This window comes from Lachnospira eligens, from assembly GCF_009680455.1.
Taxonomy (GTDB): Bacteria; Bacillota; Clostridia; order Lachnospirales; family Lachnospiraceae; genus Lachnospira; species Lachnospira eligens_A.
In genome coordinates this window covers 117,394-136,617 of record NZ_WKRD01000004.1, presented here as the reverse complement: position 1 = coordinate 136,617, position 19,224 = coordinate 117,394, and the positions used below count along the sequence as shown (strand labels likewise).

22 protein-coding genes are annotated in these 19,224 nt (G+C 35.0%); 2 read left to right on the top strand and 20 right to left on the bottom strand.

Annotated features, from left to right (window positions below; translation table 11 throughout):
• Positions 1-150 precede the first annotated feature (150 nt).
• Genes rhaD through dctP form a run of 8 tightly spaced genes read right to left on the bottom strand, consistent with a single transcriptional unit; the run spans position 151 to position 8,017 of the window.
• Positions 151-966 carry a rhamnulose-1-phosphate aldolase gene (gene rhaD, locus GKE48_RS06205; protein WP_012740499.1) on the bottom strand — a complete coding sequence of 272 codons (816 nt, stop codon included), beginning with the start codon at positions 964-966 and terminating at the stop codon, positions 151-153.
• The gene (locus GKE48_RS06200; protein ID WP_082426071.1) at positions 966-2,210 is read right to left on the bottom strand and encodes an L-rhamnose isomerase; all 1,245 of its coding nucleotides are present in this window, start codon (positions 2,208-2,210) and stop codon (positions 966-968) included. Before GKE48_RS06200 ends, rhaD begins: the two co-directional genes overlap by 1 nt.
• A 27-nt stretch (positions 2,211-2,237) precedes the next feature.
• Positions 2,238-3,650 carry a rhamnulokinase gene (gene rhaB, locus GKE48_RS06195; RefSeq protein ID WP_154300672.1) on the bottom strand — a complete coding sequence of 471 codons (1,413 nt, stop codon included), beginning with the start codon at positions 3,648-3,650 and terminating at the stop codon, positions 2,238-2,240.
• 31 nt (positions 3,651-3,681) lie between these two features.
• The gene (gene rhaM / locus GKE48_RS06190; protein WP_154300671.1) at positions 3,682-3,996 is read right to left on the bottom strand and encodes an L-rhamnose mutarotase; all 315 of its coding nucleotides are present in this window, start codon (positions 3,994-3,996) and stop codon (positions 3,682-3,684) included.
• Entirely contained in the window at positions 3,977-5,116 is a 1,140-nt protein-coding gene (locus GKE48_RS06185) for a glycoside hydrolase family 88/105 protein (RefSeq protein WP_022097385.1), read from the bottom strand. The genes rhaM and GKE48_RS06185 overlap by 20 nt, the downstream gene beginning before the upstream one ends.
• 28 nt (positions 5,117-5,144) lie before the next feature.
• On the bottom strand, positions 5,145-6,452 hold the full coding sequence (locus GKE48_RS06180) for a TRAP transporter large permease (protein WP_055287896.1): 1,308 nt from the start codon (positions 6,450-6,452) through the stop codon (positions 5,145-5,147).
• A gap of 36 nt (positions 6,453-6,488) precedes the next feature.
• Positions 6,489-6,953 carry a TRAP transporter small permease gene (locus tag GKE48_RS06175; protein WP_041689054.1) on the bottom strand — a complete coding sequence of 155 codons (465 nt, stop codon included), beginning with the start codon at positions 6,951-6,953 and terminating at the stop codon, positions 6,489-6,491.
• A gap of 41 nt (positions 6,954-6,994) precedes the next feature.
• Positions 6,995-8,017 carry a TRAP transporter substrate-binding protein DctP gene (gene dctP, locus GKE48_RS06170; RefSeq protein ID WP_154300670.1) on the bottom strand — a complete coding sequence of 341 codons (1,023 nt, stop codon included), beginning with the start codon at positions 8,015-8,017 and terminating at the stop codon, positions 6,995-6,997.
• Between the two features lie 222 nt (positions 8,018-8,239).
• Between dctP and GKE48_RS06165 the strand changes: the two genes are divergently transcribed.
• The gene (locus tag GKE48_RS06165; RefSeq protein ID WP_154300669.1) at positions 8,240-9,154 is read left to right on the top strand and encodes an AraC family transcriptional regulator; all 915 of its coding nucleotides are present in this window, start codon (positions 8,240-8,242) and stop codon (positions 9,152-9,154) included.
• A 27-nt stretch (positions 9,155-9,181) separates the two neighbouring features.
• Here GKE48_RS06165 and GKE48_RS06160 read toward each other — a convergent pair whose 3' ends face one another.
• Genes GKE48_RS06160 through GKE48_RS06150 form a run of 3 tightly spaced genes read right to left on the bottom strand, consistent with a single transcriptional unit; the run spans position 9,182 to position 11,063 of the window.
• The gene (locus tag GKE48_RS06160; protein ID WP_012740508.1) at positions 9,182-9,418 is read right to left on the bottom strand and encodes a hypothetical protein; all 237 of its coding nucleotides are present in this window, start codon (positions 9,416-9,418) and stop codon (positions 9,182-9,184) included.
• A gap of 23 nt (positions 9,419-9,441) precedes the next feature.
• On the bottom strand, positions 9,442-10,497 hold the full coding sequence (locus tag GKE48_RS06155) for a hypothetical protein (protein WP_330583098.1): 1,056 nt from the start codon (positions 10,495-10,497) through the stop codon (positions 9,442-9,444).
• Positions 10,494-11,063: a UvrD-helicase domain-containing protein gene (locus GKE48_RS06150; RefSeq protein ID WP_154300668.1), complete on the bottom strand. Its 570-nt coding sequence runs from the start codon at positions 11,061-11,063 to the stop codon at positions 10,494-10,496. Before GKE48_RS06150 ends, GKE48_RS06155 begins: the two co-directional genes overlap by 4 nt.
• Before the next feature lie 658 nt (positions 11,064-11,721).
• Here GKE48_RS06150 and GKE48_RS06145 point away from each other — a divergent pair.
• Positions 11,722-12,867 carry a Fic family protein gene (locus GKE48_RS06145; RefSeq protein ID WP_154300667.1) on the top strand — a complete coding sequence of 382 codons (1,146 nt, stop codon included), beginning with the start codon at positions 11,722-11,724 and terminating at the stop codon, positions 12,865-12,867.
• Between the two features lie 29 nt (positions 12,868-12,896).
• Here the strand turns inward: GKE48_RS06145 and GKE48_RS06140 are convergent, their stop codons facing one another.
• The 9 genes from GKE48_RS06140 to GKE48_RS06100 form a co-directional block, all read right to left on the bottom strand.
• Positions 12,897-13,202: an RAD52 family DNA repair protein gene (locus tag GKE48_RS06140; RefSeq protein WP_154300666.1), complete on the bottom strand. Its 306-nt coding sequence runs from the start codon at positions 13,200-13,202 to the stop codon at positions 12,897-12,899.
• Positions 13,203-13,758: 556 nt separating this feature from the next.
• Positions 13,759-14,106, bottom strand: coding sequence for a cysteine peptidase family C39 domain-containing protein (locus GKE48_RS06135; protein WP_118370443.1), 348 nt, complete (start codon positions 14,104-14,106; stop codon positions 13,759-13,761).
• Between the two features lie 31 nt (positions 14,107-14,137).
• Complete coding sequence (locus GKE48_RS06130; protein ID WP_022097868.1) at positions 14,138-14,455, bottom strand: P-loop NTPase family protein; 318 nt, start codon at positions 14,453-14,455, stop codon at positions 14,138-14,140.
• Positions 14,456-14,623: 168 nt separating this feature from the next.
• Positions 14,624-14,980 (bottom strand): CRISPR-associated endonuclease Cas2, encoded by a 357-nt coding sequence (gene cas2 / locus GKE48_RS06125; protein ID WP_012740515.1) that lies wholly within the window; start codon positions 14,978-14,980, stop codon positions 14,624-14,626.
• Between the two features lie 327 nt (positions 14,981-15,307).
• Positions 15,308-15,820 (bottom strand): nitroreductase family protein, encoded by a 513-nt coding sequence (locus GKE48_RS06120; RefSeq protein WP_119212156.1) that lies wholly within the window; start codon positions 15,818-15,820, stop codon positions 15,308-15,310.
• A gap of 73 nt (positions 15,821-15,893) precedes the next feature.
• Positions 15,894-16,043 carry a hypothetical protein gene (locus GKE48_RS06115; protein WP_012740529.1) on the bottom strand — a complete coding sequence of 50 codons (150 nt, stop codon included), beginning with the start codon at positions 16,041-16,043 and terminating at the stop codon, positions 15,894-15,896.
• Positions 16,044-16,179: 136 nt separating this feature from the next.
• The gene (locus GKE48_RS06110) at positions 16,180-16,545 is read right to left on the bottom strand and encodes a hypothetical protein (protein ID WP_194173942.1); all 366 of its coding nucleotides are present in this window, start codon (positions 16,543-16,545) and stop codon (positions 16,180-16,182) included.
• 209 nt (positions 16,546-16,754) lie between these two features.
• On the bottom strand, positions 16,755-18,866 hold the full coding sequence (locus GKE48_RS06105) for an ATP-dependent helicase (protein ID WP_243138456.1): 2,112 nt from the start codon (positions 18,864-18,866) through the stop codon (positions 16,755-16,757).
• 22 nt (positions 18,867-18,888) lie between these two features.
• A complete protein-coding gene (locus GKE48_RS06100) occupies positions 18,889-19,062 on the bottom strand; it encodes an aspartate dehydrogenase (protein WP_154300664.1) in 174 nt (57 codons plus the stop codon).
• Between the last annotated feature and the right edge of the window lie 162 nt (positions 19,063-19,224).

Genomic DNA, 19,224 nt, shown 5'->3' with positions numbered 1-19,224 from the left:
ATAATATTTTTCTTTATAAAATGCATCTCATTCACTCCAAACTGCTGATTTGTAAATATTTGTTTATTATATCACCTTAAATGTTATTCTGCATTAAAAATGACGCAGGAATTTCCTGCGTCATTGCATATGTCCTTATATGAAACCGCTTTATATATTAAGGAAATCTTTTCTATAATCCACCTTAAAGAATTCTGCAAGCTTAATCATATCTTCGTCTTTTATTGTATTCTTTCTCTCAAGTCCAGCTGTAAGCATATATATCTGTGCAGCTTTTTCAACAGTTTCAATAAGTCCAAATGTCTCATCAAGAGTTTTTCCAGCACCATATATTCCATGCATTGCCCATATAACAAGTCTGAATTCTTTCATTTTTTCTGCTGTTGCCTCGCCTATTTCATTAGTTCCGCAAAGCATCCATGGGAGAATACCTACACCATCCGGAAACACAACTATACACTCTGTACACATTTCCCAAAGTGTATGCGTAAATTTCTTCTCGTCAAGTTCATGAACATAATTCATGGCAAGTGTGTTAGTTGGATGTGAATGTATAACAACTCTGTTATCTTTATCAACAGAAAGTCTTGCCATATGACTCATAAGATGCGCTGGTAATTCGCTTGTGAATTTTCCTCCATCCTTATATCCCCATAATAACTGCGCTGTTGTTCCATCTTCAGCTATTCTTATTATTCCAAGATTATTCTCTGGATCTGTCTTTACATTTTTAAAGTACTTACCTGTACCGGTTACTATAAATATTCTGCCAATAAGTGCATCTGCTTTGAAACCCGTCGGAATCTCTCTTAACACATGATTAATATCAAGATATTGTGCAACTTCTTCTTCATCAAGCATATAGCTGATATTACCACCATTTCTTTCGTCCCAGCCAAGACGATACATATTAGCTGTAGTATCACACATTTCTTTAACAAAAGGTGCTGTTAATATATCTTTCATTATCGTGCCTCCAATACTTTCTTTTCGTAATCCATAACCTCACTGACATAATCAGCTGCCACATTTTCTCTATTAAGATATTCCTGCCATATATCTCCAAATGGCATAATCTTTAATTCTTCCTGTGCTGCCATAAGTTCTGTGAACCTTCCTTCGTTCTGAAGATTGCGAAGTGATTCTGGCTCTAACAATGCATACAAAAGAGCTTTCTGAACACTTCTCATTCCGGTTATCCATGCAGATATTCTATTAATTGATGCATCGAAATAGTCAGTTGCTATAAATACCTTGTCAAGCGCATCTGCTCTGACAATTTCTTTAGCAATCTCTCTGGTTTCGTCATCATATAAAACTACATGATCGCTGTCCCATCTTACAGGTCTTGTAATATGTAATGCTAAGTGGTCATTGAATAAAAGCATTGATGATACCTTATCTGACACAACCTCTGTAGGATGATAGTGTCCATTATCCATAAGTGGGGTTATGCCTGCTCTTGCTACATAATTCATGCAGAATTCAGACGAACCAACTGTGTATGATTCAACGCCTATGCCAAATACTTTAGATTCAAGACACACAAACACTTTGCTCTTATCATATGGAATTGAAAGAATTTCATCTAAAGATTCTTTAAATCTCCTTCTTGGTCCAAGTCTGTCTGCCGGAATATCCTTATAGCCATCCGGAATCCATATGTTCATTACACATGGCTGTCCTGTTTCATTAGCAAAATATTCTGATATCTCAATACATCTCTTGCCATGTTCAATCCAGAATTTTCTTACTTCTTCATCTGGTGAGGATAATGTAAGTCCATCTTTAACCATTCTATGTGAGAAAAATGTTGGATTAAAATCAATTCCCATATTGTATTTCTTAGCAAATTCAACCCATCTGGTAAAATGTTTTGGTTTAATTGAATCCCTGTCTGAACCGTCATCTATAATGGCATAACTGGCATGAAGGTTTAGCTTCTTCTTTCCAGGTACAAGTGTCAATACTTTGCTTATATCCTGCATAAGCTGCTCAGGAGTAGCTGCTCTTCCCGGATAATTTCCAGTAGTCTGTATACCACCTGACAGACTTTCTCTGCTGTCAAAACCAATTACATCATCTCCCTGCCAGCAATGCATTGATACCGGCACATTCTTTAATCTATCTAATGCAGCCTCAGTATCAACTCCTATACTCTGATATATCTTCCTTGCTGATTCATATCGTTCATTAGTCATATATAGCATTATCCTCCTTATATAATCTGAAATTTATTATCTTTTCTGCTCAAATCGTTTAATATCAAAGGAATCTCTTACACACGCTCTTGCTTCCTTCAAATTCTTAAACACACTATCTGCTATCATCTGCGCCATAATATTTCCAATAGCAGTAGCCTCTGCTGGTCCCGCTACTACTGTTTTCCCAGTCGAATCAGCCGTAAGCTGATTAAGATATCCAGCATTAGCACCTCCACCTATTACATATATTGCATCATATGTAATGTCCAGATTCTTTTCTATCTGCATAACTGTATCTGCATAACTGTCAGCCAGACTCTTATATACAACTGCTGCAATCTCTCCGGCTGTGTCAGGTATAATCAAATCATTATTATTGCAGTATGATTTGATTGCCTCTGTCATATTCTCTGGTGCAAGAAAGCATTTATTATTAACATCTATCCTTGATGTTATATAGTCTGTCTCCTCTGCTTCCTTACAAAGCTCTGCAAATGTATATCTGTCTCCAAATTCATGCCTTACAGATTGTATAATCCAGAGGCCCATAATATTCTTCAAATATCTAAATCTATAATCGTATCCACCTTCATTGGTAAAATTACACACCTGACTTTTCTCATCACATCTTGCCTTTAGAAGTTCTGTCCCCATCAGTGACCATGTTCCAGAACTTAAATACAAAACATTATCTGCTACTGTTGGAACAGCCATAACTGCGGATGCTGTATCATGACTTGCACACATAACAACCCTTGTATTGTATCCAACAATCTTCTTAATACCATCAGTTAATTCTCCCAGTATTGTTCCCGGCTGCTTAAGCTCCATAAACATATTTCTGTTGATTCCAAGCATATCAATCAGTTCATAATCCCATTGTTTAGTTTCCGGATTAACAAGCTGTGTTGATGTTGCATTGGTATATTCCGATGCTTTAACCCCCGTAAGAAGAAACTGAAAATAATCTGGAAGCATAATAAATGTCTTCGCTTCCTTTAACTGTTCAGGTCTTATAAATTTATCCGACATGAGCTGGTAAATTGTATTAAACTTCTGTTTCTGAATACCTGTTCTCTTATATAATTCTTTTTCGGATATCACCTTATAAACTTCTTCATCCATTCCATCTGTACGTTCATCCCTGTATCCATATACATTTCCTATGCATTTGTCATTATCATCAAGAAGAACATAATCAACAGCCCATGTGTCAATCGACATGCTTACTGGAATTTTCCCGAGTTCTTTACATTTTTTCATTCCTTCAATAATATTGGCAAACAAGCTGTCAACATCCCATAACTTGTTGCCATTATCATTAATCATGCCATTATCAAAACGATATACCTCTTCTATTGTCATTCTGCCGTTGTCCATGGATGCAAGAATATGTCTTCCACTTGAAGCCCCAATATCAACGGCAAGGTAATATACCGGTTTCATACAATCTTACCTCCTGTATTAAATTCATATATTAATCAAGATGAAAAACACACCTTAAATCATCACTCACAGGACTGTCGTCTGGATTAACCCTCATAAGAGGCGCCATATATTTCCACCACTTTCTGTTGATCTCCGTGTCTGCTGACTGTGCCCACTTTTCTTCATCTTCAATCTCTATATATCCATATAATATGTTAGTTTCATCATCTAGAAATATAGAATAATTATGTCCGCCATATTCGTGTATCATTGCCTTCATTTCAGACCATAATTCATTGTGACGCTTTTCATATTCATCAGCACATCCAGCTTTAAGATACATTTTAAATGCTTTTCTTATCATTCTGTAATGCCTCCACTAAAGCCAGTATTGTAAGTGACTGTCCATATGCCATAGGTGCTATAAGTATGTTCTTATAATGCTCTGCATCATATCCCATACCAGTTCCTCCAGAAACATTAAGCACTGTTCCATCTGAATCAATATTTTTAAGTATTGCATTTATCGCTTTGTCAGCAACATCTATATAAGAATCATCAAGTATTCCCATTCTGATTCCCTTTAATATACCGGCTGTAATTGCAGCACTTCCGGATACTTCTTCATAACTTGATGAATCTGTAAGTACTGTATGCCATAATCCGCTTTTACTCTGGAGCTTCTTAAGAGCAGCTGTCTGGGCTTTATAAGCATCTATTATTATCTCTTTAACACCACTGTTAAGTGTTCCCTTAAACATATCAACATAATCAAGAATTCCTAATGTGAACCAACTATTCCCTCTGCACCAGAATATACCACCGAAATTATTCATTTCATTAAATGTCCAGCCATGATAAAACAATCCTGTCTTGTTGTCGCAAAGATACTTTATATGCATAAGTACCTGATGTATTGACTCATTTATCCAATCCTGACGATTATACTTCTGACCCATTTTATTAAGGAATAAAACTGTCATAAACAGAGTATCTATCCACATTTCATTCTCATTGAGTCTTACTCCCTGTCTGTCTCCATTCGCACTTGTAACATGCTGGAATCCACGTTCCTTTGTTCTTGGAAGGCAGTTCATAAGCCACTCTGCCCATTTGATACACAGTTCCTCGAACTGTGTATCATTGTAATAGTTATTTAATTCAACAAGAGTAAGTAACGGTGTTGTTGTGTTGATATTCTTTGATGGAAGACCTTCTGCTATATTTTCTTTAAACCATTTGTAAAGAAATTCTCTATACTCATCATTGCCATTAATCTGCATTATCTTAAGCAATCCATATAAACCGACCCCCTGTGGCCAGTCCCACTCTTTAATTCCAAAGTCTCTTTTAAAGAAGCCTATTGACTCGCCGCCTTTTTCCAGCTCTTCATCATTATCAGGTCTGCCAAGATTCATAAGCTTATCAATTACAAGATTAAGCTTATTCTCAATTTCTTTCTTGTCAGGTTTTTTATTGTTCATATATATGTCCTCCGTTTTTATCTTATTTTTATCCCAACAATCCAAATACTGTTGGCAGCCACATACTAAGCTGTGGTACAAATGTTACAAAAAGAAGTGCGACCAAAATTGCTACAAAGAATGGCACCAGTTTCTTAATTACCTCTTCTACCTGAAGATGCGATATACTACAACCTACAAATAATACGCTTCCTACAGGTGGTGTAATTGTTCCAATTGAAAGATTCATAACCATCATTACACCAAACTGAATAGGATTCATACCTAATGCCTTAACTACAGGAAGGAATATAGGTGTGAATATAAGTAACGCCGGAGCCATATCCATAAATGTTCCTACAATCAGAAGTATCAGGTTAATAATTAACAGAATAACAATCTTATTATCAGACACACCCAGTAATGCTGCACTTATAGCCTGTGGAAGACCAGTGAATGACAATACGAATGACAATACTGATGAAGCTCCTATTATAAGCATAACAATTGCTGTCATAACTGCTGTTTCTTTTAAAATTCTTGGAATATCTTTAATCCTAATGCTCTTATAAACAAACACAGCCAGTATAAATGCATACACAACAGCTACACCAGATGCTTCTGTCGGAGTAAAATATCCTGATAATATACCACCAATAATAATTACAATGAGGAAAAGACTTGGTATAGCATCCCAGATTGTCTTTAATACAACCTTAGCTGTAAGATGATCTCTCTTGATTACATATCCATGCTTTTTTCCATATACGAAAGCAACTACCATACACAGTAATGCCCATAATAATCCCGGAATCCAGCCAGCCATAAGTAATGCTGCAACTGAAACTCCACCACTTGCTGCTGAAAATACAATGAATGAAGCTGTTGGTGGAATTAACTGTCCTACTGGTGCTGAAGCAACATTTGCTGCTGCTGAAAATGCCCTGTCATATCCCTGTTCATTCTCAAGTGGCTGCATAACACCACCAATTGCTGTTGCTGCTGCAATACCTGAGCCTGATATAGAACCAAACATTGCGTTACCTGCAATGTTAGTCATTGCTAAAGAACCTGGAACCTTACCTAAAACAAGCATTGCCAGATTAATGAGCCTTTTTGCTATACCACCATTACTCATTAACAAACCTGCAAGTACAAAGAACGGAACTGCAAGTAATGTGAAGCTGTCAATACCTGTAACCATTTTCTGAGCTGATATAAACACACCAAAATGTGGTGTAAGAAACATAATTAATGTAACAAGTGATGCTGATATAATACTGAATGATACCGGAACACTAAATGCCAGTAATAAAAAGAATACTATTATCAATACAATTGCTGCCTGTATTTCCATATTGCCTCCTTCTGCATATATATGCATTATTCAATCTTAATTCTGTCTTAATTTCTTAAAATGATCTACAATCTTAAACACTCCGTAAATAACCATGAGAACTCCACATACCGGAACACATACATAATAGACCTGCATAGGAATCTGCATAGCTGGTGAGAGCTGTCCTGCTGCATTAGCAGTAACCATAATTCCACCAATAATCATTACTGAAACACTTAAAATCATAATAAGCACATCTATTGCAATCTGAGCAAGTGTTTCATTCTTTGGCTTGAACTTCTTAACTATAAGATTGATAGCCAGATGACTGTTTTGTCCATATGCGTAAGGAACGCCCATCATTGTCAGCCATATGAGCATATATCTTAATAATTCCTCTGTATATTTGCTTGGATTATGTAACACAAATCTTGTAATTACCTGCCAGCAGCATCCAAGTACCATACCGGCTACAAGCACCTCTAATATTATTTCAACTACTTTATTCAAATACTTCATGCTTTTCTCCTTTCTTCCTGCAAACCATGGGCTTATATGCATTAATCTGCATATTTCTGAATGTCATCATATAGCTTCTTATATGCTTCGCCCTTGTTATAGAAGTTGGCATGTATTGGCTGTACTGCCTCAATAAATGGTGTCTTATCTATATCCTTATATACATGCACGCCTTTACTTTCTGCATGTTCAATGGCATCCTCCATCATTCCATTATAAAGACTCTTAAAGTTATCATTTGTTTCCTCAAGTGCTTTTATAAGACTCTGTCTCTGTTTCTCTGACATCTTGTTCCATGTCTTAGTACTTATAATGAATATATCTGGTGAAAACTGATGCTCTGTATATGTATAAGACTTAACAAGATCTTCATGTCCATCAACAGTAAGAGCAAGCTCTGTGTTCTCTGCTCCATCAACGACACCCTGCTGTAATGACGCATATGTCTCTGATGCAGCCATAGGAACCGGTGTTCCTTCCATTTTCTCAATCATATCCATTGATGTTGAACTTGGCATTGAACGAATTTTCTTTCCACTAAGAACTGATGTATCTGTAACTGGAACATCATCTTTAAGATAGAAATTTCTTGCACCATTAGCATAATATCCAACAGCTATATATCCATCATCTGCTGTATCAGCAAATAATTCTTTAACTGCTTCACTATTCTCCATCGCATTATAATAATGCTCCTGATTCTTAAACAGATAAGGAATTGCAAATATTGCATATCTGTCATCAAACTGACCTAATGTGTTAGAGCTTACTTTTGCCATATCAATAATTCCAGCCTTAACCATCTCTATTTCTTCTTTTTCTGTACCAAGAACACCACTGGCAAATATCTTAATATTTACCTCATCACCAGATTCTTTTGCGGCAAAATCTGATACCTTAGCAATTGAATCCGCTATTTCTGAACCCGCTGACTGATTATGCGCCAACTGAAGAACTAATTTATCTGATGAATTAATCCCTTTAACCTTAATAAATGTTACTATTACAATAATGAGACACACTGCAACAAAAGCTGTGCCTATTATCTTTTTATAAGCTTTCATAACCTTCTCCTTTCTTATGAGACCCCTTTATTGTTGTTACTTTTTATTTTTGAAATCCGCGCGTATTTCAAGGCTTGTTTCATAAGCCATTTCTTATCTTGTAACTGGATTATATCACCGCAAAATAATACTTTTCTTGAACAATATTGCTATATATGTTTGATTTTTTAAATATATTGCTCTATACTTTTTAATTAATAATAATTAATTGTGAGGTATTGTATGGCAGATAATAAAATCACTTTTTTTGGCAAATGCGATGGAATATCCGTAGAACAGCTTATCCGTTATAGCCGGTTCAATATGAATGTGAAGCATTTTCACAACCAGTATGAGATATTCTACATAATTGAAGGAGAGCGCCAGTTTTTCTTCGATAACAAAAGCTATAATGCTTATGCTGGAGATATTGCAATACTTGATACCAATCTGGTTCATACTACATGCTCAATATCAGATGAGGATAAAGGCTACAACCGTGTTATTCTTTACATTGATTATGAAAAGATGTGTGATTTTGACAAAAAGTACCCTGGTCTTAATCTTGTTAATTACTTTCATAATAATTATGGCATATACCACCTCAATGAAGACCAGCGTATAGCATTTCTTAATCTATACAGGGATTTAAGACATGAATTAACCAAAAAGAACAGTGGATATCAGTCAAGGGTGGAAATTGCAACTATATACTGGCTATATAAACTGCTCTCCCTGAAACATGACAGTACGCAGATACATGCTGTAATTAATAGCCCAAAAGAATTATCTGCCTCTAACATAAGTGCCTATCTTGAAGCTAACTACACAAAAGAGCTCGCCCTTGATACTATCTCAGACGAGCTCTTTATGAGCAAATATTATATGTGCCGCATATTTAAAGAATACACTGGATTTACTATCTCCGAATATGTTAATACTCTCCGCATTAAGAAAGCCACCCAGATTCTTGAATCCTCTAATCTCAGTATATCAGATGTTGCTGCTGAGCTTGGTTTTGAAAGTGCGTCATATTTCGAAAGAATATTTAAAAAAATAATGAATGTAACCCCTTTAAAATACCGTAAAACTCACCAGTCTGTTACAATCGAACATGAAGAACTCAACACACTTGATGATTCTGATTATCTTGACTAATTTTACAATTCATTAATAAGCCAAATATTATCTTCTCATACCCATACCACAGCTCATTGATGAGTCATTGTCTGGTATTTCTGAGACATATCTTGCATTAAAGGCTGCATTGACTTCTGATATCTCTTTCACTCCGTCAATGTAGTCTTTAAAATATGTCATTAAATCTATTCCGCTGCTCTCGCAGCCTTCTGTTTCTTCCCATTCCTTTATTAACTGGATTCTTTCTGATTTAGTTGTGTCTTTTATTAATGTGCTTTTCATTGTATGTCTCCTTATCTTAAAATCTATCCTTTATAACTCAAATTATTATATACAGATGCATCTGGCATTGTTCTCATACTTGGTCCTACTACAACAAATGTGCCATGACTATTGTAATAGCTGTATCCTGATACCTGATATACAGGTGGATTGTCATATACAAAATCCGGTCCGGTTCCGCCATATGGATTACCACCACCATTTACATTATTAACTGCAGTTTTCGCTGTATATCCTATGTAAGCCATTGCTCCCGTTAATGCAAATGGTAATAGTGTAAGTAATATTACAATCGGATACATAGCTATATTTCTCATAGCAAGATAAAACTGACTCTTATGTGTTGTCCTGATTATAACATATGTTATTACTGAAATTAATAATACTGGAACAAGCAATATAATTATTGGAATCTGTATATCAAAATAAAATTTGACTCCCATTGGTATCGCTTCTGTCATAGCTAATGCAACGTAGTATATTACATTCATCACTCCAGATTTCCAGTTATGGATTAGCCATTTAATCTTAGATGATGACTTCGCAACAAGCATAAAAATTATAAATATAACTAATAATGGTGGACACACTATCATTAAAATAAACATTAAAATTTTTATTATAAATCTTGAATTATCAGCAAACTCTTTATCCTTAATTTTCTTGTTTTCAAATTCCTCTTTTTCTTCAGCCGTTAAATGATTATATATATACTCATCAGCTTTTTTCTTGTTCTTCTTTATTTTTCGTATACTTGCAATTCCAATTACCAACAAAAAAGTAAATGCAACAGCTGCACCAAAACCTTCTCCTCCATTTGGAATATAAGGTCCGATTGCCGCAAATAAAAAAGTCATAAAAAATATAATATGATATTTTATATCAGATTTTTTCTTTCCTTCTGCTATAATAGGGATAATTACTCTATCCTGACCTTTTTCTTCCTGCTTATATCTTACTTTTTGTTCTGGTACTGGTTTTTGTACATGTATTTCATTTTCATTCTTTGACACTCTTTTTAACTTATTAATAAATGCTTTTCCAACTGATGACTTAAACACATCTCCTTTTTTATTCACGGCATCCAAAACATTTTTGGCATCCTCTGGATTATTAATATCATATTTTTGTTTAATCTTAAGAATAACCTGCAATTCAACTTTTGCCCGCTCATATTCCTGCTGCGTATCAAATGTAAACCCACCCAGTGAATATTTTTTATCTTCCATAATCTGTGCTTCATCTGCGAAGCTGCCTTGTTCGTAAATGTAAGCGCCACATTAGATGATGGCTCAACGAACAGTTCTGTTATAAGATACGCTATTATATATGTAAGTACAAATGTTTTTCCCGAACCTGGAACTGACGCAACCCTTATGTTGCCTTCTGTCTGTGTTATTGCCTCTGTCTGTTCCTTCGTTGCCTTTTTTTCAATCAGATAATCCAAGAAACTACGCATATTCTCAGATAAATCGTCCCTTGAACCTTCTGCATTTACAATTACCTTTGTTGCTTCATCACCAAGTGTCAAGGAGTGGTTCTGTTCACAGATATTGTTAAATGTGTAGATTGGAAGATTTTTACCAAAGACATCTTTCAGACATATAAATATAACATATGTCTTCTTAATATGAGTTATTATCATTACTAGATAATACTAATATAATTACACTATTATATTACCACATTTATATGAATATTGATATCAATAATCTTATATAGTATATGAATAGTTTGTTATCTAATCTGTCTCTGGTATGATAATGTAATATGTTATTTCATTAATGTGAATTAATTGAATCAAATGCATTAAAAAGTTCTGAAAACGCATTCAAATCTAAAAATCTGAGGTCGACAATGTCGCTAATGCGACAGTCAGTATCATCAATTCTGAATATACAAATGATCTCTTGGGAATAAGAACCTCATCAATTACTGTAAAATCAATGCATTCTTTAGGAATTTCTCCTACAGGGGGATAGAAACATTTGACTTCATCAGTATCAAATGAAATACTTGTAATGTAATCATTTAAGGATATAAAGGGTGTATTTTCAATGCAATATGGTAGATTATAATTAATAGATAAGAACTTATGTGTTAAATCCAGATAGGATTTAATAATAAAGAAGTGATTAACTTGAAATTTCCAGTGCAGTTTTATCTATTAAATTTCACAAAAATGCAATTTTATGAAATTTCTATCTCACTATATTTTCATTATAATTTGAAAAAGTGAAAATTCTATGCTAAAATAACATTAGAAATTTCATTTTCCGTTTTTCGGAGGAAAGGAAACAATCATGACAAATAGAGCTGGAACATTTGTAAGTAATCTATCAGGCGAAATGGCTTATAAATCTTTTCGCCCGGCTCCCCTTCCACCCAATCCTCCTATTGAGATATCTGGAGAGCTTCTTACGAAACTTATTGATGCTAATAAGAAAATAGCAACACTTGAAGGATTATCATCTCGTATACCTAACATGGGGCTTTTCGTTTCCATGTATGTTAGAAAAGAAGCACTTCTTTCTTCGCAGATTGAAGGCACACAGTGTACTCTTGAGGATATCTTGAATCCTCTTATTGAAAATAACACTAATAGAGATGTTTCTGATGTTGTCAACTATATTCGTGCAACTGAATTTGCACTTGAGCGACTAAAAACATTGCCTCTGTGCAACCGTTTAATTAAAGAGACTCACGCAGTTCTTTTGGAAAGTGCGCGAGGACAGGAAAAAAATCCTGGGGAATTCCGATATTCGCAAAACTGGATTGGCGGACAGGGAAGTACTCTTAAGAATGCCAGATATATTCCACCAAACCCGGAAGATATGTTAACTGCCATGTCTGATCTTGAAAAATATATAAATAGTGATGATACCCTCGATCCATTGATTCAGGCAGCCTTAATTCACTACCAGTTTGAAACCACACACCCATTTCTTGATGGCAATGGACGTGTAGGACGACTACTCATTACACTTTTCTTGATGGAAAAAGGTATTTTGTCAACTCCGGCACTTTATATTTCATATTACCTAAAGATGAATCGTATAGAATATTATGATCGTATGACTCAGGTACGACGTACTGGTGATTATGAGCAATGGATTTCTTTTTTCCTTCAGGCATTTGCAGATTCTGCGGAGGATGCAATCCATACAATTGACCGACTTACTGAATTACATGATAAAAACTTAAAGTTATTTAATGCTTTAACAAAGAGACAGCGTACCAGTGCCCTTAAAGTATTTGCCTATTTGGAATCTAATCCTATTATTGATATTCAGAAAACTGCTACTGCACTTGAAATGTCGTATAATACTGTGGCAAAGGTAGTTTCCATCCTGATTGATGATGAAATATTGGAGCAAACAGATAAATCTGGAAAGGCTAAGATTTATTCATATATAGAATATCTTAATATCCTTCGTAAGTACACCTAAAAGGTAAGCATAAAACAGATGACATTTAATTAGAATTTTTTATAATGCGAAAAATGCCCACAATCATCATATTTAATGGTAGTCCTTACTAATGCAGATACCACAACCTGATTACATTCCTTTGTTACATCGAATAGTTTTCCGTTTGGCAAAGGAATAGCTTCAGTTTCCAAATTAAAGCCAAATAGATCTCGGACCTTATTAAAAACTGTTGCTGATGGGAAATAAGCCTGATGGGTGGTATCTTCTTTGAATTTGTAATCTTCAAGTTTTAAAATGCCTGATAATTCAAAAAAGATATCCTTTTGGGATTTTCCCTGAATAGTTTTGTCCATAGACAACCTCCTTTTCTAGCCTTTGGCTTAATATTTTTCTATATAATCAGCATGGATTTAAGCAATAAAAAAAGCACGGAAAATCCGTGCTAATACATGCTGAATAAATAGCTCCTGATTTGTATGTCACAAGTCCATACAAATGACAAATTCTCAACAAGAGAATAAATAGGAATTACTGATATAATATGAAGTTATCATGGGTATAAACTAAACGCAAGAATATAATGATATTTTAGTATGATACATAATAAATGTATTAATTGATGTTTCTCATATACATAGTCTTGCGTCCGACTCCGGTTTTAATAATAGCTCCTTCTTCTACAAGTTTTTTAGTGCAGATTTAACAGAGGAACTGCTAAGGCTAGGACATGAAAGTAAGGCATCCTGTTTTGAAAACTTTCCAAGCGTATTTTCTGTGAATGACTTTACAATGTCGTAAGCACTGGTCTTCTTTCCAGTTTTTGTTGCGTGTTTCTCCCAAACGTTACATTTTTCTACCAATTATAATATATTTTGGGAGAAAAACAAAAGAAACGGGAGTAACATTTTACTATCTTATATATTTTCCACTTAAATTTGATTTATTTATTGTCTTCATTATTCTGTTCATGAAAGTTGAAGATACACCATTTTTGGAGGGGCATTCAACAGCAATGCAGGGCAAGGGAAACTCTGAAAAGAATGATTCCTTATTCCCTTTTACTCCCTTTGCACTAAAACCCAAGTGCTTTGCTGCTTTAATTACACCATATGCATTAGTTCCCTGTTTATCTGTTCCTGCAACTTCACAAATCTGGGTAATACCTATCTTGTAACCATTCTGTTTACAAATGGTCGCAAGACATGCGACACCACAATCAGTAATGTCGTGCTGTTTTATACAATAATATCTCATCATTTCCTCTATTTTCTATTTTTATAACAACGCATCATCCTATTACTAACATTAGCCAAGCCATAAAAATACTCAACACTAAATTTACAATAACAAATATACTAGTGTATTTCTCTTGGTATCGTTTTAAATCACTAATTTTCTCTTTCTCTCGATCAGTCATTCTCCATGTTGCTGGAAATAACGCTGCAATTGAAAAAATTATAAATAATAAAATTGCAACAAAGGACAAAGTAATTACTACACCCATATCTCCATCACAAAAAAGTCCTTTATATATACTAGATGCCAGAATCAATACAAAACATACAATTTCTAAGCATTTTTGCCAAATATTAAACTTGCCTTCCATTTTTATCACCTCCTTTTTTCTAGTGTACCACATAAATATTACTAACACCATATCATTTTTTATCAATAATTTAGTCTAGTTGAACGATACACCATTTTTGGAGGGGCATTCAACCACTATATTTAGTGCAATGTTTTATTTATTTTCTAAACATAGATAAGTGCTCTGTTACAAATCATATTTTTGCATAATATGACTATTTGTTCCAACTATTTTTTCTTGATAATCCGGTTCACCCGTCACCAAATATATATTATTATATTGCTTCTCTGTTAAGCGTAAAAGTCTCACCGTTCCGGTTTTAGGTGCATATTCTTCTATTCGTCTGAAATGTTTTTCGGATGCTTTCCGGTTTTGCACTATCCGCATATACACTTCCGGTGCAATTCGCAAATAGCCATCTTTATGTAAAAACTTTTTAAGCTTTGTATACTCTGTTTTGGTTCCCCATTTCTCTGTCGGACTAAGAATAAAAGTAATCTCATTCCGTAATCCCCTCCATACTTTCAAAATGTACTTGTCCATATAATAAATCCTCCAGTATAATATATTCGCACATACGTCACAGTTCTCCGATTGCCACATTCTGTTATATCTTGTTATCAGATTTTCTTGCCCTTGTGTTTACCCTTATCAGCTTCCAAGGGAAGAATAAAACAGTGTGAAATCGTATAATAAGTTAAGGTGAGCATTTTGCGATAAATCCTTTATTTTCAAGGCTTTTGGAGGATTTTATTAAAACCCTGTGGGGGTTAATAACCACTTATAAAATTGTGGTTTTCAAATTCAAATTTTGGGGAAAAAGCATGAAATAGGGCTTATTATATTCATAAATGTATATATTATGTAATTTTAAATAAACGATACTGTCTCTGTTAATGCTTTTCTGCTGTTATGATTAGGGAGAGGAGTAGTTGTTTTGTCAGCAACACCAAGATCAAGAAGCATTAATATTTCCTCATCTTCTGGTAAATTAAAAGCTTTTGCCAGTTCATCAGGATTAAAGAAGTTAATCCAGCAGCTGTCAACACCTTCATTGTATGCAGCTAACATAAGATGGGTTGCAACGATAGTTGCGTCTTCTATTCCAGAGTTTCTTTTATCTCCTAGGTAAGTGAACACATTATTTTTATTATAAGCAACAATTAGGACTGTAGGTGCGTTATATCGGCAAGGCGTTAATTTATCAATAGTCTCTAATGCACTTTCAGATTGTACAACATATATATGCTGTTCTTGAAGATTCTTTGCTGTAGGCGCTACTCTTCCAGCTTCCAAGATAGCATCTAATTTATCTTTTCCTATTTGTTCGCTGCTAAATTTTTTACATGAATATCTGTTTTTAATTACATCTGAAAATTCCATAAATAACCCTTCCTTTCAGTGAATTTTATCTACGCTAATTATATCACTTATACAATAAAATCCCGCATTGTAATTATATTAAGTAATCATCATCTATCATTTGTTTATATTCTGAAAAGTCACCATCATTAAAATTATATCTGTATCTCACATCTTCATCGTCTACCACGCATCGAAGTATCATTGTATCATCTTCTATGTACAGATAATTTTCCGGATTCAAATAATTCTGTTTTAAAATTGCCTCAGATAAACGATATGCAATTACTGTTGAAACTTCAAAAATCTCTGAATTGGCTCCTTCTATTTCTGCTTATCATTCTTAATACTGTTTTATTTATCATGTCTTATTATCCTCCTTAAATCTTTTTCATCCAGTTATTTAGCCATTCTTCTGCGTTATTAATGTGCATGCCAACAATAATCACATATCCATATTTTTTTGCCATATCATGAAGATACTGTACACAATATTTATACAACTCCTGACTCATGCTTTTGTATGTGGTGTGTCTGCTCTGCAAAAGCCTGAAATGTTCTATTATAATAACATTATATTTATTATGCCCATTGTCATCTGATATAAGTTCAACATCTCTATCATCTATAGCTTTAAAATGTATATTATCACATTGTGACTTAAATAATTTTAGAGCCTCATCGCATATTTCATCAAAACTTCTTTCATCATTTTCTTTATCAGGTGAAAAAGCCTGTTCATACATATGTGTTTCTATTCCTTGTAATATATTGTTATGCACATCCTTACCAACCTGCCTATGAAAAATACTTATAATACCGTTAAAGCCTCTGACATAAATAATCTTTTAGCTAAGTCAGAAAAGAAAGAAAATGAACTTGTCATTCCTACTTTTCTGCAGTCAAGAATGAAAAAATAGGGGGGTTCCCCTATTTTTCCATTCTCTAACCTGCTTTAATTTTCAACATTTCCCAGCTCTGCCCGAAACATCAGTCTTCTCGTTCCCCTGATATTCTCAAACTGGATTTCATATGTCTGTGTAACCTTATCGACCTTAACAATCTCGCCAGTTCCAAATACCTTATGTCTGACTTTATCTCCAACCTCGAATACAACCTTTGGCAGCATCTGCTCAGTCACACTTCTGATTAATACTCTGCTGTTGTTGATACAGTCAAGAAGATTAGTATCAATGTCACTTAAAAATGCTGATGGTCTTGCAGCGAAACGGCCATCTTTCTTTCTATAAGTGCTGAGGTAAAGCATATTCTTAGCCCTCGTCATCGCAACATACAACAATCTTCTTTCCTCTTCATATTCGTCTTCATTACGAAGCCTGCTGCTTGGAAACTGTCCTTCAACGAGTCCTGGTACAAATACTGTATCAAACTCAAGTCCTTTTGCTGTATGAATTGTCATTACTTTTACAACATTATACTCTCCGTCCTCATCTTGCGCTGAAAATAATGCAAAATGGCTTAACAGATCAGCCAGCTCAACCTTTTCCTGATTATCTTCCTCCAATGCCGTAATAGTCCTGATAAGCTCTGACACATTATCAAGTCTGGTCTGGTCGATATCCTGCTCCAATGCCTGACGATATCCCATGTCAAGACATTTGTTTACTATATCAGTACAGGTATAAGCAACATATGTATCATGCAATTCACTGATTGCATTGTAATATTCTATCACATGTTTCTGTGTTATATCGCCATCTTCAATCTGCTTTCCAAGTGCCTTGAAAAGACTGCAGTTGTTCTGTGCCGCTGCATTTTTAAGCTTCTCAACAGACTTCTTACCAAAGCCCCTTCTCGGTCTGGATATAGTATACAGCAAATCCATGTCCGTAAGGCTGTACACCATTCTCATGTATGAAAGCACCGTTCTTATCTCTTCGCTTTCATAGAATTTCGCACCGCTTAGTATCTTGTAAGGAACTTTTCTTTTTATAAATGCTTCCTCTAACGACCTTGTCTGTGAAGCAGCCCGCACCAATATAGTATGGTCGCTGTACTTCATATTCTTAGCCACATTATCAAGAATTGTATCAGCTATCCACAAAGACTCATTCTCCTCGGTGTCAGGTGCATTAAATACCGGCTTATTGCCATCTGGTCTGTTAGAAATCATCTGCTTTTCAAGCCTGTTCTGATTAGCAGAGATAAGGGATTTCGCTGCATTTACAATCTGAGGAGTGCTTCTGAAATTCTCAGTAAGTGAATAATCCTGCACATTTTCATGTGTTTTATCAAAATTAATCATGTATTCAGGGTCAGAACCTCGCCATGTATATATGTTTTGGTCGTCATCACCTACCACAAACAGATTCTGATACAAACCGCTTAGAATGTGAAGCAGCATATCCTGTTTCATATTGACATCCTGATACTCATCGCACAAAACATATTGACATTTTTCCTGCCAGCGAATCCGCACGTCTTCATTTCTGTTCAAAATGTATAAAGTAAAATTAATAAGGTCTTCAAAGTCCAGAGCATAATTGTCACACTGTCTCTTAAGATAATTATAGAAAACCCTTTTATCCACATTTTTCTCGCTGGAAGCCCTTCTTTTAAGCTCTGTCTTATCAACGCCTGCCATAAGCTCAACATAGGATATATCCTGCTTGGTTATGTCTATATCACTCATTATCTTCTTCGCAGTATTGTCCTTGAGCGATATTCCCATATCATCTGCCACATCCTTAATCATTTCCAGCTCTGCCTTCTTATCAAGAATCGTGAATGTTTTGGGAAATGTCAGCCTGTGAATCTCCTCTTTAAGAAACATGTTACAATATCCGTGAAATGTTCCTGTAAAACAGTTGGCGTTATCACCAACAATATTCCTTAATCTGTGCTTCATCTGCGAAGCTGCCTTGTTTGTAAATGTAAGCGCCACAATAGATGATGGCTCAACAAACAGTTCTGTTATGAGATATGCTATTCTATATGTAAGTACAAATGTTTTTCCCGAACCTGGAACTGACGCAACCCTTATGTTGCCTTCTGTCTGTGTTATTGCCTCTGTCTGTTCCTTCGTTGCTCTTTCTGGTATGTTCATAGTCCTCTTTACCTGTAAATATTTAGTATACCTTTGGTATCTCTCCATCAATTCCATACATTTGTTTAAATGTATCTATATCCGCGGCCTGCTTAATCAACATTATCTCCTCTATCTTACCGGTATGGATATCCTGAAATCCCGCAACCTGCTCCCCTGTGCATATGCTTGTCTTCAGTACTGGTTTCTTATTCATTTTATCATAGGATTGTGTGTTTCTTTCTAAATATACTCATGATTTATAACTCCAAGGCCTGCCTGCTTGTATATATGGTGGTCACTCTGATGTTAAAAGTGACCACTTGTGACCACCTAGTGAACACTTAATCATAAAAGTGACCACATACTAGTCACTCTG